The organism is Mycolicibacter kumamotonensis, from assembly GCF_002086285.1.
GTDB classification, from domain to species: domain Bacteria; phylum Actinomycetota; class Actinomycetes; order Mycobacteriales; family Mycobacteriaceae; genus Mycobacterium; species Mycobacterium kumamotonense.
In genome coordinates this window covers 85,670-101,507 of sequence record NZ_MVHU01000012.1, presented here as the reverse complement: position 1 = coordinate 101,507, position 15,838 = coordinate 85,670, and the positions used below count along the sequence as shown (strand labels likewise).

Below are 15,838 nucleotides of genomic sequence, written 5' to 3'. Positions count from 1 at the left end.
GGCGCCGGGCCTCAGGCCACCCACACGGTCTTGAGGTTGCAGAACTCGCGGATGCCGTGGCCGGACAGTTCCCGGCCGTAGCCGGAGCGCTTGATCCCGCCGAACGGCAACTCCGGGTACGACACCGTCATCCCGTTGATGAAGACCTGGCCGGCCTCGATCTCGTCGGCGAACCGGCTGATCTCGGCGTCGTCGCGGGTCCAGGCGTTCGATCCCAGGCCGAAGGGGGTGGCGTTGGCGATCTCGATCGCCTCGTCGATGTCGGCGGCGCGGTAGACCGACGCCACCGGGCCGAACACCTCCTCGGTGAACAGCGCCATGTCGCGGGTGATGTCGGTGACTACGGTGGGCGGGTAGAACCAGCCCGGGCGATCGAGGCGCTTCCCCCCGCACCGGATCACCGCGCCGGCCGCGGCCGCGTTGTCGACCTGCTGTTCCACCTCGTCGCGGCCCTGCTCGGTGGCCAGCGGTCCGATGTCGGTGTCCGGGTCGGTGGGGTCGCCGACCCGCAGCGCCGACATCTGCTCGGTGAACTTGGTGACGAAGTCGTCGTAGATATCGGCATGGACGATGAACCGCTTCGCCGCGATACAGGATTGGCCGTTGTTCTGTACCCGGGCGGTGACCGCGGTGCGCACCGCGGCGTCCAGGTCGGCCGACGGCATCACGATGAACGGGTCGCTGCCGCCCAGTTCGAGCACGGTGTGCTTGACCTCGTCGCCGGCGATGGCCGCCACCGACCGCCCGGCCGGCTCACTGCCGGTCAGGGTCGCCGCGGCCACCCGCGGGTCGCGCAGCACGCGCTCGACGGCGCCCGATCCGATCAGCAGGGTCTGGAAGCAGCCATCGGGAAAACCGGCGCGGGACAACAGCTCTGAGAGGTACAGCGCGGTCTGCGGCACATTGGAGGCGTGCTTGAGCAGGCCGACGTTACCGGCCATCAGGGCAGGCGCGGCAAACCGCACCGCCTGCCAGAGCGGGAAGTTCCACGGCATCACGGCCAGCACCACCCCGAGCGGCTGGTAGCGCGCGTAGGCCCTCGACGCGTTCACCGTCGAGGCGTCGGCGGGCTCGTCGGCCAACAGCGCCGCACTGTGGTTGGCGTAGTACCGGAAGCCTTTGACGCACTTGAGCGCTTCGGCCTTGGCCGAGGTCAAGGTCTTGCCCATCTCCAGCGTCATCATCGCGGCTACGTCGTCGGCTTCGGCCTCCAGCAGGTCCGCGGCCGCGTGCGTCCACCGCGCACGCTGCGCGAAATCGGTGTGACGGTAGTCGGTGAAGCGGGCTGCGGCGCGGGCGATCGCGGCGTCGATCTGTGACTCGGTGGCGGCGGTGAACGTCTTGACCGTCTCCCCGGTAGCCGGGTTGGTGGTGGCGATTGCGGGCACGCGGGTCTCCTTCGGGCGCTGCGGTATGACGTGTGCAGGTCCAGCCTGCCACCATCGAACCGCGTAGGCTCGCGTCCGACCAGCGTCAGACATCGACACGGGAGTCAACGGATGCGTTTCAACCCCCCGCCCAACTGGCCGCCTGCGCCGCCCGGCTGGGCGCCGGATGCCAACTGGGCGCCGGATCCGACGTGGCCGCCCCCGCCTCCCGGCTGGCAACTGTGGGTCGACGACTTCGGTCAGGACGCAGCGGCCCCGGTGCCTTACCCGCCCTACGGGGAGCCGTGGCCGATGCTGGGGCCCGGGCACCGGTCGCGCAAGGTGCTGTGGCTTTCGCTGGCCGCCGCCGCGGTAGCGGTCGTGGTGGTGGTCGGGCTGGTGTTGAGCTTCGGTGGTCGCCTCACGGCCGAGGAGAGGCCCTCCCGCAAACCCGACATCACCGAGCTGACCTCGGACATGCTGGTCGACCGGGCATCCTTCCCGGACTCCGCGGGCGGTAAATGGATCAGCGGGGTGAACAGCGCCGGCGACGCACCCTCGGAGATGCCGAATCTGACCGTCGACCCACCGGAATGCGCCGACTTCTACTCGAGCCCCAAGTCGGCCACCCAGACCGCGACGGCCACGTTGGCCAAGCTGCAACCCGGTGGTCTGCACTCGATGCGGGTGCGCCTGGCCCTGACGCCGGACCACCCGAATCTCAAGGCCGTGTTGGACAAATGCCAATCGTTCAAGCAGACCTTCGAGGCCGGGGGCCGCAGCGTGACCACCGATATCCAGCTCAGCCCCCTGGACGCCGAGGGGGTGCCGCCCTGGGCGGTCGCGACGGTGATCACGAGCGCCAGCAAGTCCGCCATCCGGCTGCCGATCGCGATCACCGCGTCCACGATCTCCGGTTACTACCGCGGTGTGCTCGTCGTCGCCACCAGCAATGACATCGGGCTGCGAACCGAGCAGGACGAGTCCGAGGAGGCCGCGAACGCCGAGGCGCTGGTGAAACTGTTCAACACACAGATCGAGAAGCTCGAGGCCGCGCCGTAACGGGCCTGGCCCGACGGCCTCCCACTCAGCGGGGGTTCGTCGAGCGTGCGAGCACCGCCGTCGCGGCCACCGCCGCAACCGACACCAGGGCCAACAGCTGCACTCCCGCGGAATGGCCGGCATAGCCGTCCACCGACCGCCACGGGTGGCGGCACAACACCGCACCGGCCAGGATCAGGCCGCCGGCGCTCAACCCCAGTCGGGCCGCATCACCTGCGCGCCGGCGGTTCCGCAGCGCGAACAACACCAGCAGCGCCGCCCCGAACACGACGACCCCGGCGCCGCCGGCGATCAGGGCGCCGGCCGTCAGAGCGCCGATCACCGCCGCCCGGCCACCGAGCCGCCAAGGCTGCGCCGGCGGACCGGGGTCGCGGGTGCGGCGCGCCGGCCACCAGGCCAGCAGGGCCAGCAGCGGCAACAGGGCCAGACCACCGGCCATCCCCAGGCGGTACATCCGGTTGGGCTCGAACACACAGGTGATCGTGCCGCCGGTACCCGCGGGCACCACCCAGCCCTGCTGCCATCCGTTGACCGCGACCGGGACCAGGCGGGTGCCGTCCGATGCGCGCGCCACCCAACCGCCGTTGATGCTTTCCGGAACGACCAGCACCCGCGGGGTCACCGCGTCGGGCACCGTCACCTCCCGTCGGGCCGCTCCCCAGGCGCCGAGGGCAGCGGGAGTGGTCGCCGAACCCGCGACGTCGCGCGCGGCCGAAGGCGCGGACAGCGTCGCGCCGTCGACGACGAATGCCGACCCCGGACTGATCAGCAGTTCCTGCTCGCCGGGCGGCAATGCGATCGGCTGGGTATCGCAGGGCTGCGCCGGCACCGGTTCGTCGTCGAGCAGGGCCCCCACGGTGGTCGTGATCGAGGTGTGTACGAACCGGCCGGCGATCGCGATGACCGGGCCGTGGCCGCAGCCGACGCTGACCCGGCGCGCCCGGTTGCGGAAGGGGTCGGCGGGGGCGACCGGACGGCCGCCGGCGCCGAGCACGCTGACCTCGGCCAGCCCCGGCGGCTTGAGCTGGTCGAAGCCGATCGCCGTGCGGTCGATCACGTCCTCCCAGCCCAGCAGGCTGATCGTGACGGTGTCGGTGACCCGCGGCTGCAAGCGCACCCGCTGTTCGTCGGAGTCGTCCAGCTCTCGCACCTGCGGACCGGAGCCGAGATCGACGGCCACCAGCGTGGGCCGCGCCGGCAGCGGGGACCTGCTGGCGGTGAACCGCAATCCGGTCACCTCGACCGGCCGCGGCAGCGTGAGGGTCAGCGTCGGCGGCGACCGATGAGCGACCACCCGTTGCGACGCCGTCCAGGAGGTGCCCGGATCGCCATCCGCCGCGGCGTAGGCCGATCCGAGCACATCGAGCACGTCGGCGTCGCCGCGGGCCCGCATGGCGCCCGGCTCGGCGATCAGGTCGACCAGGTTGGGGCCCTGGCGTGGCCGCACCCAGACGGTCGGGGTCACCGACATGGGCCGCGGCACATTCAGGGTGCGGCTGAAGGTGGCGGGCTCCTCGGGCTCCAGCATCATCGAGGCCGCGCAGCGCACCGCGTCGGGGGTCGCCGCACACCCGGCCCGGCCCGGCAGGCCGGCCCCCAGGTCCCACCGCGAGACCGGCGCACCGGCCGGGGGAGCCGGGACCAGCGCGGTGTGGCGCAGGTCGACCGGATGCGCGAAACCGGAGGCGTCGTACTGGGTGACCGCCAGGTCGGTGATACCGAACTGCACTCCCGCCGAGCCGTCGTCGGTTCCCGACGCCGTGATCCGCACCCAGGGTGTCTCGCCGTAGGGCAGCGCGGCGGTCAGCGGCTCCCCGGCGTGGTCGAACCGCAGTGTGGTGGTGCCGTTGACGGTGGAGATCTGGATCCGCCGCACCTGCGCGCCGACGGCTGTGGCGCTGGGCGTCACGGTGATGGTGCCGTTGGTCAGCGGGTGGTCGAAGTCCACCTGCAGCCATTGGCCGACCGCCGACTGCAGCGCGTTGGACACCCAGGCGGTGCCCGGGTCGCCGTCGATGGCGGAGGCCGGCGACGTCGACGGCGCGACGTCGGGCAGCGTGGTGGCGTCGGAGGACGAGCTCGACGCGGTGAGCCGCCCGCCTATCCAGCCGCCGAAGACGGTCGCGGCACCGGGTGTCGGATAGTCCGGCACCCGGCTGTGGGTGTGGCGGGCGTCGCCGGCGGCCCGAATGGTCGACGAGTGGTCGTCGACCCGGCCGTAGTCGGTCTCGCGGGCCAGCGGTGTGTCGGTGACGGTGACCCCGACGTGGTGGGGGACGCCCAGGTCGGCGCGCCGAGCGTCGGCGGTCATCAGCACCGGACCCAACACCGGATCGCCGCGCAGCCGGCGGTGTTCGTCGAGCCGTAGCAGCACCTCCGGGCCCCCGGCGACCCGCGGCATCCGGTCGAGCTCGGCCAGATACGGCGCGCCCGGATTTCTCTCGGCGCCCGCGTCGCCGACCCGGTAGATCTCGATCGCCGGATAGGCCGGGCGCAGGCCGCTGTCGGAGACGAATCCGGGCACCGTGCCCGATCCCACCGGCTCGCCGAACTGTGCCACCCGGTGCAGTCCGGGTGAGCCGTCGACGGCGCGGTGCACCAGCAGCGGCCGGGCCGACCGTGAGGTGTCGGGGTCCAGGTCGTTGCGGACCACCAGATAGGAGATGCCTTGGCGGGCCAGGGTGTCGGCCAGTCCGGCCGAGGGACGGCCGGCGGCGAACAGGCGTTGCACCGAGTCCAGCGCCCGGATGGTCTGCGGCGGGGTCAGCGGAATCGAGTCCCGCACCCCCCAGGGACCGACGTCGAGCACCTGCAGGGGTTCGTCGTGACTGTTGCCCCAGGTCTGGGTGGCGAACGGGGCCCCAGGAGCCACCAGCACCCGCCCCGGGGTCGGGCCGCCGGTGTTGTGTTCACGGAGCCAGTCGGCGGCGTCGCGCCAATACTGGGGCAGCGCGGAAAACGTTCCCGGCGGGGTGAGCCTGCCGGTCCAGGCCAGCGATGTGCTGACCATCAGCGCCGTCAGGATCACCAGGCCGACCGCGGCCGCCTTGTGATGCTCGGGGTGAACGTAGGCACGCCGCCACACCGGCGCCGGCGCGCTGCCCGGCAGCGGGATCCGGGACAACAGGTGGGTCAGCCCCAGCACCAGCGGGATCCGGATCACCGACTCCAGCTTGTGCACGTTGCGCAGCGGGGCGCCGGCACCGTCGAGGAACGCCTGCACCGGCTGGGCCAGCGGCGAACCCAGCCCGCCCGCATAACCCAGCGCCAGCAGGGTCACGCCGATCAGCAGCATCGTCACCAGCCGCCCGGCGCCGGGAAGCCGCCGGCGCAGCAGGCCGGTGAGCCCGGCCAGCCCGGCGGCCGCCACCAGGCAGGTGCCCAGGATCAGCACCGGGCGGGTGACCAGCGGCGCCCCGGCGGTGGCGTTGGGCGCGACGAACGGTGTCCAACTGTGGGTGCCGCGCAACATCTCGGTCAGCGATGTCCACCGCGTGGTCACGCCGGCCGATTCGATGAAGTCCAGGAACGGCGGACTGACCCGGCCCAGCAACACCAGCGCCACCAGCCACCAGGCCACGGCCAGCGCCAACGCCAGCAGCCACCAGCCGGTGAAGGACCACCAGCGCCGGTTGGGGCGATGACACAGCCACCAGATGATCGCCGGCAGGCACCCCGCCAGCGTCGCGACGGCGTTGACGGCGCCCATCAGGGCAACCGCCACCCCCGCCTGGCCGGCCAGCATTCGCAGCGGCCGTCCGGGGGTCTCGGTGCCCGGTACGCCCAACGCGCGGATGACCGGCAGCAGCACCCACGGGGCCAGCATCATCGGCAGGGTCTCCGACGAGATCGAACCCAGGGTGGTCAACACCCGCGGGGAGAGCGCGAAGGCCGCGGCGCCGATCAGCCGCGCGGTCGGCGTCCCGATCCGCAACGTCTCGGCCACCCGCAGCAGGCCCCAGAACCCCACCGTGAGCAGCAGGGCCCACCACAGTCGTTGGACGACCCAGCCGGGCAGCCCCACCAGGTCGCCGACCACGAAGAAGGCGCCGTGCGGGAACAGGTAGCCGTACGCCTGGTTCTGCACCTGGCCGAACGGCAGTTCGCTGCTCCACAGGTTGACGGCGCGGGCCAAGAACCGCAACGGATCAGCGGTCAGGTCGAGTTTGGTGTCGGGGGAGATCCGGCCGGGCGCCTGAATGAAACTGCAGGCCAGTGCGAGCGCACCGACCAACCACAGCCAACGCCGCGACAACCGTCCTACACCTTGCGACTCCACCTGCGGACGATCGGAAGCGGGCGGCGTCCGGAGGTCAGCCGCGGTTGCCGTATTCCACCCTGTTCAGCACCGAGGACGCCGGGTCGCCCCCGGCGATCTGCGGCTTGGTGTCCTGTTGCACCATCAGGGTGACCCCGAAGACCGCCGCCGCACCGAGCAACACCCCGACGACGATGCTGATGGCTGCCGGCACCACGAACCGAGGCATGGTCTGGCTCCTTCCGCAATCCCGCGACGTGACCTCGGGGCGCCATCGACACTGCCCTTCAGGACCCCGACCGCCAAACTAGCATGTGGGCCTTGCGGCCCGGCGGTTCAGCGAGGCTCGACGAAGGAGAGGTGACGCTGGGACCGCCGCGTGGGCCCGCTCCTCCGGCCGTGACAGCATGGTGCGATGCCTGGACCGCTGACTCGACAACTGCCCGGTCTGCTACTCGCGGCCTCTCTGCTGCCGGCGCTGGTGACCTCCTGCTCGCACCGCACCCCGACACCGGCGCCGGAGGCGGAGGCGCCCGGTGCCACGACGACCGCCGCCGTATCGGCGGATGCGGTCTGCGAGCAGCTGGCGGCGCTGCCACTGCGCGACAAGCTGGCGCAGTTGGTGATGGTCGGGGTCCGCGATGCGGCGGACGCGCGGGCGGTGGTCAACGACCACCATGTCGGCGGGATCTTCATCGGCAGCTGGACCGAGCTGTCCATGCTGACCGACGGTTCCCTCGAGGAGATCGCCGGAACTGACACGCTGCTGCCGCTGGCCGTCAGCGTCGACGAGGAGGGCGGCCGGGTGTCGCGGCTGTCCAAGCTGATCGGGTCCTCGCCGTCGGCGAAGGAGCTGGCCGCCACGCGCAGCGCCGCGCAGGTACGCGAGCTGGCGGCCGAGCGGGGACGCAAGATGGCCGACCTGGGGATCACCGTGGACTTCGCGCCCGTCGTCGACGTGGTGGACGCCGGCACCGACGACGAGACGGTGATCGGGGACCGCTCGTTCGGGTCGGATCCGGCCAAGGTCACCGAGTACGCCGGGGCCTATGCCCAGGGGCTACGTGATGCCGGGCTGTTGCCGGTGCTCAAGCATTTCCCGGGCCACGGTCACGGCTCCGGTGACTCGCACACCGCCGGGGTGGTGGTCACGCCGCCGTTGGCGCAGCTGCAGGACAACGACCTGGTGCCCTACCGCACCCTGGTCACCGAGGGGCCGGTGGCGGTGATGATGGGCCATCTGGAGGTGCCCGGCCTCACCGAGGATCCCGCCAGCCTGAGCCCGGCCGCGGTCAGCCTGCTGCGCACCGGCACCGGCTATCGCGGTCCGGCGTTCGACGGGCTGGTGTTCAGTGACGACCTGTCGTCGATGGCCGCCATCACCGAGCACTACGGGGTCGCCGAGGCGGTGCTGCGCAGCCTGGCGGCCGGCGTCGACGTCGCACTGTGGGTCACCACCGACGAGGTGCCGGCGGTGCTCGACCGGCTGGAGCAGGCGGTGGCCGCCGGTGAACTGAAGCAGGACGGGATCGATGCCTCGCTGGCACGGGTGGCCGCGGTCAAAAAGCCCGGGACCCACTGCCACTGGTGATCTTGCCGCTGCGGCGATCACACAAGTTACTCTCCGGTAAGATCGTCGGTCAGGCAGAACGCGGAAGGACCCCGAGTCGATGGCAGCTGGCAGCAAGCGGTTACCGCGGGCCGTACGTGAGCAGCAGATGCTCGACGCCGCCGTGCAGATGTTCTCGATCAACGGCTACCACGAGACCTCGATGGACTCGATCGCGGCGGCCGCGCAGATCTCCAAGCCGATGCTGTATCTGTACTACGGCTCCAAGGAGGAGCTGTTCGGGGCGTGCCTGGACCGGGAGCTGCAGCGCTTCGTCGAGGCCGTGCGCACCGCCATCGATTTCCAGCAGCCACCGAAAGAATTGCTGCGCAACACGATCCGGTCATTCCTGCACTACATCGACGCCAACCGGGCGTCGTGGATCGTGATGTACGCCCAGGCCACCAGTTCCCAGGCGTTCGCCCACACCGTGCGTGAGGGCCGCGAGCGGATCGTGGAGTTGGTCGGGCGGCTGCTGCGCGCAGGGACCCGCAATCCCGAACCCGGTGTCGACTTCGAGCTGATGGCGGTGGCGCTGGTGGGTGCCGGCGAGGCGATCGCCAGCCGGGTCAGCACCGGCGACACCGACGTCGACGAGGCGGGGCAGTTGATGATCGACCTGTTCTGGCGCGGCCTCAAGGACGCGCCCGGCGGCCGGGACGAGGCGGGCAGCGTCGCCGTCGGGTGATCGGTACCGGCTCAGGCGGTGAAGAGGTCCTGAATGGTCGCGGTGATATCTCTGACCGCGCCGTTGAGGGCCAGGAATTCGAAACCGGCCGCCAGCGTGCCTAATCCGACGAGTCCGGCGACCGGCAGGCCGATCGCGTTGACGAGGTCGCCCTGGCCGATTTCCTGCGCGAACACGCTGGCGGCATATGCCGGTGCGGTGGTGAGCAAGGCGTTGATTATGTCGGCGGTCGGGAGCAGCGTCGCATAAGCAGTAGAGGCGATGCTGCTGAGCGCGTTGACGATATCGACTAAGCTGGGCAGCGTACTCATGACGGCCGGCCCGGTGTCGGTGAACAGGTCCGCCGCGCTGGGTAGCGACAGGTGCGACAGATCGTCGATGAACGCGTTCCAGCCGTCCTGGGCGCCGTTGCCCAGCGCGGTGAGCACCTCCCCCCAGTCCAGGTCCGTCGGGAACAGCTCGAACGGGGTGGCCACGTCGGCCGGGCCGGACGCCCAGCCGTCGGTGATACTGCCGTAGCCGAGGTTCACCAGGACCCGCATGGCCGGTTCCAGGAGGTCGTAGAGCGGCTGGCCGATCACCGGGATCGACTGCAACGGCATCAACAGCGGCAGTATCTCGCTGGGAATCATGAAGTATTGGGCATTTCCGGTGTAGTCCTCGCTCAGCGGCAATTCGATGGCCGTCGCCAGCTGCTCGGCGGTCAGATCCGGATAGATCGTGTGCTCGTAGATGATGCCCAGGACGGCGTTGAGGTCGGCGAGGAAATTGATGGGGTACTTCGGGAAGTCGGCGTAGCCGTCGTATTCCAGGGTGTAGACGGCGGTGGCCCACGGGGCATCGTCGGGGATCGCTCCGTTGAACGTGATGCCCAGGCTGGGGATGGTCGGGTAGCTGCCGTCGGTCAAGACATCCATACGTTCGAACAGGCCGCCGTTGGGGTTGTTGGGGGCGCCCAGCAGCACGAAGGACAGCTGGTCGGCGGTCGGCTGTTGGTCGGCGGGCAGCGCCAGCAGATCGCGCATGACCATGGTGGAGATGGTGCTGCTCTGCGAGTAGCCCAGTACGACGAGGTTGTTCCCCGCAGCGATCTGCTGGTTGATCGTGTCGTGCAGGATGGTGACGCCCTGGGCCAGGGACGGATCCAGTTCCAGGCTCTTGACGCCGCTGTTGGGGTAGAGGCCCTCCGGGGTGAACAGGCCGTTGGTCGCATCGACCGGGAAGCGCGGCTGGCCGTCGAAGAACGGGGTGCTGGGGTTGATGTAGCGGGCGCTGAGCGCGTCGATGTAGCTCTGGGGAGGTATCGGCAGGCCGCTGCCACCCATGATCCACGACTCGGTGTCCAGCAATTTCGTTTGAGCCAGAACCGATTTGGTCGCAGCCGTCAGGTCAAGGTTCAGCGCCGGCGCGACGCCCATCGCGACGGCCGAGGTGATCGCCAGCGGTGCGCCGAGAGCCCGCAGCGTTCGAGTGGTGTCGAGACGAAACGTGAAGGTCATCGGCGTGTCCTTACAATTGTCATCAAGGCAAGGTCCTCATGCCTGAGCAGCGGGAATGTCGACCGAACCCGAGTTGACTGTTCACCTGAACAGTTAGATTAACTGTGACGGAGCTGTCAGCGCAATAGGGGAATCCCAAATGAAAAACGCCACGCGGGCCGAGCAGCGCGCCGCCACGCGCCGAGCACTGGTGGCGGCGGCGGTCGAGCAACTGCGGACCGAAGGGGTCGCCGCGGTCACGACGCGCCGGGTGGCCGGCGCCGCGAAGGTCTCACAGAGCACGGTGATGTACCACTTCCCGAGCCGCGACGAGCTGGTGACCGCGGCGGTTGCCCAGCTCGCTTTCGAGTTGGCGGATCAGGCCCGCATCCACTTCGAGGAGACCGCCGCAGCCGCCACGCTGGACCTGTGTGGTTTCCTCGATCTGCTCTGGCGTGAATTCACCACTCCGCAAGCGCTTTCGGTAGCCCACCTGTGGGCTGCGTGCTGGACTGACCCGCAGGTCGCCGAGACGGTGAAGTCGTTGGAGCAACACATCTTTCGCCTGGCCGTCACCGCCGCCGAGACACTGCCCGCTCCCGCCCCGGACTTCGACCCGGCGGCCTACATGGATACCGTGGTGGTGCTGATCCGCGGGCTGGTGATATCAATCCCGGTGTGGGGCCTGGATTTCATCGGTGCCCATTGGGAGGTCAGCAAGGCCAACCTGCTCAGGGCGGCCGGCGTCTCGGTCCCCGACTGACCGCTGGATCGGGCGTGGCCGGCGAACCGTTACAGCGCCCGCACGGCGGCGGTCAGGTAGGGGTATCCCTTGGCCACGTTGCGCAACGCCAGGTCCCAGCCGCCGTCGACCCGGTCGACATACAGACCCGGGCTGGCCGGCAGCAGCATCGGCTTGCCGAACCGCACCGAGTAGTCCACCGCGTCGGGTAACGCCCCCTCGATGTTCGCCAGAACCGCTGCCGCGGAAAACATCCCGTGGGCGATCACGGTCGGGAACCCGAACAGCTTGGCGCCGAGTCCGCTGGTGTGGATCGGGTTGTGGTCCCCGCCGGCCGAGGCGTAGCGCCGGATCTGGCCGGGGGTGACCCGCAGCACGGCGTTCGGCGGCCCCAGCTTGGGCTGCTTGGCCGGTGGCGGCTTGGGCTCGTCGGACAGGCTGGTGCGTTGCTGATGCAGGAACGTCGTCACCTGATGCCAGGCCGGATCGTTGCCGATGTTGATGTCGGTGATGATGTCGACCAGCAGGCCCTTACGGTGCTCCCGCAGGTTCTCCGCGTGCACCTTGACTCCGACGGTGTCGGTCACCGCGATCGGCCGATACTGGACGATGCGGTTCTCGGTGTGCACCGAACCCATTGCGGCGAAGGGGAAATCGAAGCCGGTCACCAGCGACATCACCGTCGGGAAGGTCAGCGCGAACGGGTAGGTCAGCGGAACGTGATCGCCGTAGCGCAGCCCGGTGACCGCGGCGTACTCAGCGACATGGCCGGGGTCGATCGCCAGTTCGTCGACCCGCAGCGTGCGGTCGGGCAGGGTGCCGGCGCGCCGAACGAACGGCAGTGCCCCGGCGACCGCGCGCAACATGTTCTTGGTGCCACTGGGTTGAGTCATGTCATGCCCCCGGCATGGCCTGGCCGCAGACCCGGATCGCGTTGCCGGTCACCGCGTTGGACGCCGGGCTGGCGAAGTAGCCGATCAGCTCGGCGACATCGACGGGCTGGCCGCCCTGGAACAGCGAGTTGAGCCGGCGGCCGACCTCGCGGGTGGCCAACGGGATCGCCGCAGTCATGTCGGTTTCGATGAAACCAGGGGCGACCGCGTTGATCGTGATGCCCTTGGCCGCCAGCACCGGGGCCAGCGCGTCGGTCAACCCGATCATGCCGGCCTTGGTGGCGGCGTAGTTGGTCTGGCCGCGGTTGCCGGCGATTCCGGCCATCGACGACAGGCCGATCACCCGGCCGCCCTCGCCAATGCTGCCGTTGGCCACCAGGCCCTCGGTCAGGCGTTGCGGCGCAAGCAGGTTCACGGCCAGCACGGCGTTCCACCGGGCGTCGTCCATGTTGGCCAGCAACTTGTCGCGGGTGATGCCGGCGTTGTTGACCAGCACGTCGGCCTTACCTCCGTAGTGCTCCTTGAGGTGCGCGGTGATCTGATCAACCGCATCGTCGGCGGTGACGTCCAAGGCCAGCGCGGTGCCGCCCACCCGGGCGGCCGTCTTCTCCAGCGCTTCGACCGCCTGCGGCACGTCGACGGCCACCACCTTGGCGCCGTCGCGGGCGAACACCTCGGCGATGGTGGCCCCGATGCCGCGTGCGGCGCCGGTGATGATCGCCACCTTGCCCTCCAGCGGGCGGTCCCAGTCGGCGGGTGCGGTGGCGTCATCGGCGCCCACGTAGAACACCTGCCCGTCGACGTAGGCAGAGCGGGCCGACAGGATGAACCGCATCGTCGACTCCAGACCGGTGGCGCCGGGCTTGGCGTCCGGCGACAGGTACACCAGCTGCACGGTGGCGCCGCGCTGCAGCTCCTTGCCCAGCGAGCGGGTGAAGCCCTCCAGCGCGCGTTGAGCGACCCGCTCGTCGACGCTGCCGGTCTGATCCGGGGTGGTGCCGACCACCACGAGCCGGCCGCAGCGGCCCACGTTGCGCAGCAGGGGCGTGAAGAACTCGTGCAGCGCGGTCAGCCCGGCCGGCGAGGTGATGCCGGTGGCGTCGAAGACCAGCCCGCCGAACGAGTCGGCCCACCGGCCGCCGAGGTTGTCGCCGACCACCTCGTAGTCGCCGGCGAGCGCGGCGCGCAGCGGCTCGGCCACCCGGCCCTCGCCGCCGATCAGCAGCGGGCCGGCCAGCGGCGGCTCGCCGACCCGGTAGCGGCGCAGCGTCTCGGCCTGCGGAACGCCGAGTTGCTTGGCCAGGAACGAACCGGGGCCGGAGTTCATGATCTGGGACAACAGGTCCGAGGGAAGCTTGGGGGCCACTTGAGCTGCCTTCCGTGTGGGGACGTGTGCCTGGTGCAGGCGACGGTGTCGACAACGAACTTACTCCAGAGTAAGAATACTGGGTAGTATCGCCCCAACCGCCCCGGCGATGCGGGGCGCCCCAATAGACGGAGAGATCGTGGCATCTGGATCAGCTGCTAAACCCACACCCGCCGACACCGGCGCGCGACGTCGCGTCGCCGTCCTCGGTGGCAACCGCATTCCGTTCGCACGCTCCGACGGCGCCTACGCCAGTGCGTCCAACCAGGACATGTTCACCGCGGCACTCGGCGGCCTGGTCGACCGGTTCGGCCTGGCGGGCGAGAAGCTGGACGCGGTGATCGGCGGCGCGGTGCTCAAGCACAGCCGTGACTTCAACCTGATTCGCGAGTGCGTGCTCGGCTCGGCGCTGTCGCCCTACACCCCCGCCTTCGACCTGCAGCAGGCCTGCGGCACCGGTCTGCAGGCGGCGATCTGCGCAGCCGACGGCATAGCGGCCGGCCGCTACGAGGTCGCGGCCGCCGGCGGGGTGGACACCACCTCCGACGCGCCCCTGGAAGTCGGCAACGAACTGCGCCGCACGCTGCTGGCGCTGCGCAGGTCCAAGTCGAACATGCAGCGCCTGAAGCTGGTCGGCAAACTTCCCGCCGCCCTGGGCGTGGAGATCCCGGCCAACAAGGAAGCCCGCACCGGCCTCTCGATGGGCGAGCACCAGGCCATCACCACCAAGCAGATGGGGATCAAGCGGGTCGATCAGGACGCGTTGGCCGCGGCCAGCCACCGCAACATGGCCGCCGCCTACGACCGCGGTTTCTTCGATGACCTGGTCACCCCGTTCCAGGGGCTCTACCGCGACAACAACCTGCGGCCCGAGTCGAGCCCGGAGAAGCTGGCCACGCTCAAGCCGGTGTTCGGCGCGAAGGCCGGCGACGCCACCATGACCGCGGGCAACTCGACGCCGCTGACCGATGGCGCGTCGGTGGCGCTGCTGGCCGGCGAGGAGTGGGCGGCCGCGCACGATCTGACCCCGCTGGCCTACTTCGTCGACTCCGAGACGGCCGCCGTCGACTACGTCAACGGCCCCGACGGGCTGCTGATGGCCCCGACCTACGCGGTGCCGCGGCTGCTGGCCCGCAACGGGCTGACCCTGCAGGACTTCGACTTCTACGAGATCCACGAGGCGTTCGCCTCGACGGTGCTGTGCCACCTGGCGGCGTGGGAGTCCGAGGAGTACTGCAAGGAGCGCCTGGGGCTCGACGCCGCGCTGGGCGCGATCGACCGCTCCAAGCTCAACGTCAACGGCTCGTCGCTGGCCGCCGGACACCCGTTCGCGGCCACCGGTGGCCGGATCGTGGCGCAGGCGGCCAAGCAGATCGCCGAGGCCAAGGCGGCCAAGAAGGGCGCCAACAAGAACAAGCCGGTGCGTGCGCTGATCTCGATCTGCGCCGCCGGGGGTCAAGGCGTCGCCTCCATCCTGGAGGGGTAGCGGCGGGTCTGTGTGCAAGACCACGTTTGTGGCGCGCCAGGGCCGGGTAGTCGTGAGCACGGTTTGCTCCGCGGGGCCGTCTTCCCCCAGCGGCGTCGCGGAGCAATCCGGGCTTGGCCCGCCGCTGGACTGAGGGGATCCAGCGGCGGCCCAACTTCTATACGGCTGAGCGCGACCGACCCCGCCGGGTGCGGGCGGCGCCGATGGCCCGGTCCCACAGCAGCAATGCGGAGGCCTTCAACTGCGTCGGGGTGGCCAGATCCCTGGCCATCAGCGCGGTAGCCGAAGCCTTGGTCTTCGCCGACGCCTTGGACATGTGTCCGGAGTCGAACGGCGGCTGCGGATCGTATTCCAACGACAATTGGATGACCTTCGCGCGGTCCTCGCCGCCGATCCGCCCGGCCAGCCACAGCCCGAGGTCGATGCCGGCCGAGACGCCGGCGCAGGTGACGACGTCGCCGCAGTGCACGATGCGTTCGTCACCGACCGGGGTGACGCCGAACGTCTTCAGCGCCGGAAGCGCCAGCCAATGTGAGGTCGCCCGCTTGCCGGCCAGCACCCCGGAGGCGGCCAGGATGATCGACCCCGAGCACACCGATGTCGTCCAGGTCGCCGTCGAGTGGGCTCGCCGCACCCAGTCCAGCAGCCTCTCGTCGCGGGCGTGCTCGATGGACGTCATGCCGCCGGGCACCACAATGACGTCGGGGGACGGTGTTTCGTCGAACGAATGGGTGGCTCCGACGACGAGTACTCCCGAATCGGCGGTGACCGGTCCGGGCTCGTGCCAGACGAACCGCACCTGCGCGTCCGGCAGCCAGCGCAGCACCTCGTAGGGGCCGATGAAGTCCAGGGCGGTGAAGCCTGGGTACAGCACGATCGCGATCTGCAT

Annotated in this window: 12 protein-coding genes; 5 read left to right on the top strand and 7 right to left on the bottom strand. The window is 70.1% G+C overall.

The window, feature by feature from the left end; genetic code table 11:
- Positions 1–11: 11 nt before the first annotated feature.
- The gene (locus BST28_RS10475) at positions 12–1,388 is read right to left on the bottom strand and encodes an NADP-dependent succinic semialdehyde dehydrogenase (RefSeq protein WP_019735064.1); all 1,377 of its coding nucleotides are present in this window, start codon (positions 1,386–1,388) and stop codon (positions 12–14) included.
- A gap of 111 nt (positions 1,389–1,499) precedes the next feature.
- Between BST28_RS10475 and BST28_RS10470 the strand changes: the two genes are divergently transcribed.
- Positions 1,500–2,429, top strand: coding sequence for a hypothetical protein (locus tag BST28_RS10470; RefSeq protein ID WP_019735065.1), 930 nt, complete (start codon positions 1,500–1,502; stop codon positions 2,427–2,429).
- 25 nt (positions 2,430–2,454) lie between these two features.
- Here BST28_RS10470 and BST28_RS10465 read toward each other — a convergent pair whose 3' ends face one another.
- Both BST28_RS10465 and BST28_RS10460 read right to left on the bottom strand, forming a co-directional pair.
- Positions 2,455–6,684, bottom strand: coding sequence for an alpha-(1->3)-arabinofuranosyltransferase (locus tag BST28_RS10465; protein WP_083080923.1), 4,230 nt, complete (start codon positions 6,682–6,684; stop codon positions 2,455–2,457).
- Positions 6,685–6,742: 58 nt separating this feature from the next.
- On the bottom strand, positions 6,743–6,916 hold the full coding sequence (locus BST28_RS10460; RefSeq protein ID WP_019738802.1) for a DUF2613 domain-containing protein: 174 nt from the start codon (positions 6,914–6,916) through the stop codon (positions 6,743–6,745).
- Between the two features lie 186 nt (positions 6,917–7,102).
- On the opposite strand from BST28_RS10460, the gene BST28_RS10455 reads away from it, so the two are divergent.
- Complete coding sequence (locus BST28_RS10455; RefSeq protein ID WP_083080922.1) at positions 7,103–8,278, top strand: glycoside hydrolase family 3 N-terminal domain-containing protein; 1,176 nt, start codon at positions 7,103–7,105, stop codon at positions 8,276–8,278.
- 79 nt (positions 8,279–8,357) lie between these two features.
- Positions 8,358–8,984 (top strand): TetR/AcrR family transcriptional regulator, encoded by a 627-nt coding sequence (locus BST28_RS10450; RefSeq protein WP_019736554.1) that lies wholly within the window; start codon positions 8,358–8,360, stop codon positions 8,982–8,984.
- Positions 8,985–8,995: 11 nt separating this feature from the next.
- Here BST28_RS10450 and BST28_RS10445 read toward each other — a convergent pair whose 3' ends face one another.
- Positions 8,996–10,483: a PE-PPE domain-containing protein gene (locus BST28_RS10445; protein WP_083080921.1), complete on the bottom strand. Its 1,488-nt coding sequence runs from the start codon at positions 10,481–10,483 to the stop codon at positions 8,996–8,998.
- A 139-nt stretch (positions 10,484–10,622) separates the two neighbouring features.
- Here BST28_RS10445 and BST28_RS10440 point away from each other — a divergent pair, with 139 nt between their 5' ends.
- The gene (locus BST28_RS10440; protein ID WP_065287941.1) at positions 10,623–11,225 is read left to right on the top strand and encodes a TetR/AcrR family transcriptional regulator; all 603 of its coding nucleotides are present in this window, start codon (positions 10,623–10,625) and stop codon (positions 11,223–11,225) included.
- A gap of 29 nt (positions 11,226–11,254) precedes the next feature.
- Here the strand turns inward: BST28_RS10440 and BST28_RS10435 are convergent, their stop codons facing one another.
- Entirely contained in the window at positions 11,255–12,097 is an 843-nt protein-coding gene (locus tag BST28_RS10435) for a MaoC/PaaZ C-terminal domain-containing protein (protein ID WP_083080920.1), read from the bottom strand.
- A 1-nt stretch (position 12,098) separates the two neighbouring features.
- A complete protein-coding gene (locus BST28_RS10430; RefSeq protein ID WP_083080919.1) occupies positions 12,099–13,463 on the bottom strand; it encodes a 3-oxoacyl-ACP reductase in 1,365 nt (454 codons plus the stop codon).
- Positions 13,464–13,602: 139 nt separating this feature from the next.
- Here BST28_RS10430 and BST28_RS10425 point away from each other — a divergent pair, with 139 nt between their 5' ends.
- Entirely contained in the window at positions 13,603–14,949 is a 1,347-nt protein-coding gene (locus tag BST28_RS10425) for an acetyl-CoA C-acetyltransferase (RefSeq protein ID WP_083080944.1), read from the top strand.
- Between the two features lie 157 nt (positions 14,950–15,106).
- Here the strand turns inward: BST28_RS10425 and BST28_RS10420 are convergent, their stop codons facing one another.
- Positions 15,107–15,838, bottom strand: a complete 732-nt coding sequence (locus BST28_RS10420) for a DJ-1/PfpI family protein (RefSeq protein WP_083080917.1) — start codon at positions 15,836–15,838, stop codon at positions 15,107–15,109.

What these genes read in the sequence shown, in the direction of transcription:
- BST28_RS10440 (WP_065287941.1), top strand. Translation starts at nt 10,623, where the DNA reads ATGAAAAACGCCACGCGGGCCGAGCAGCGCGCCGCCACGCGCCGAGCA.
- BST28_RS10470 (WP_019735065.1), top strand. Translation starts at nt 1,500, where the DNA reads ATGCGTTTCAACCCCCCGCCCAACTGGCCGCCTGCGCCGCCCGGCTGG.
- BST28_RS10455 (WP_083080922.1), top strand. Translation starts at nt 7,103, where the DNA reads ATGCCTGGACCGCTGACTCGACAACTGCCCGGTCTGCTACTCGCGGCC.
- BST28_RS10450 (WP_019736554.1), top strand. Translation starts at nt 8,358, where the DNA reads ATGGCAGCTGGCAGCAAGCGGTTACCGCGGGCCGTACGTGAGCAGCAG.
- BST28_RS10460 (WP_019738802.1), bottom strand. Translation starts at nt 6,916, where the DNA reads ATGCCTCGGTTCGTGGTGCCGGCAGCCATCAGCATCGTCGTCGGGGTG.
- BST28_RS10420 (WP_083080917.1), bottom strand. Translation starts at nt 15,838, where the DNA reads ATGCAGATCGCGATCGTGCTGTACCCAGGCTTCACCGCCCTGGACTTC.
- BST28_RS10435 (WP_083080920.1), bottom strand. Translation starts at nt 12,097, where the DNA reads ATGACTCAACCCAGTGGCACCAAGAACATGTTGCGCGCGGTCGCCGGG.
- BST28_RS10445 (WP_083080921.1), bottom strand. Translation starts at nt 10,483, where the DNA reads ATGACCTTCACGTTTCGTCTCGACACCACTCGAACGCTGCGGGCTCTC.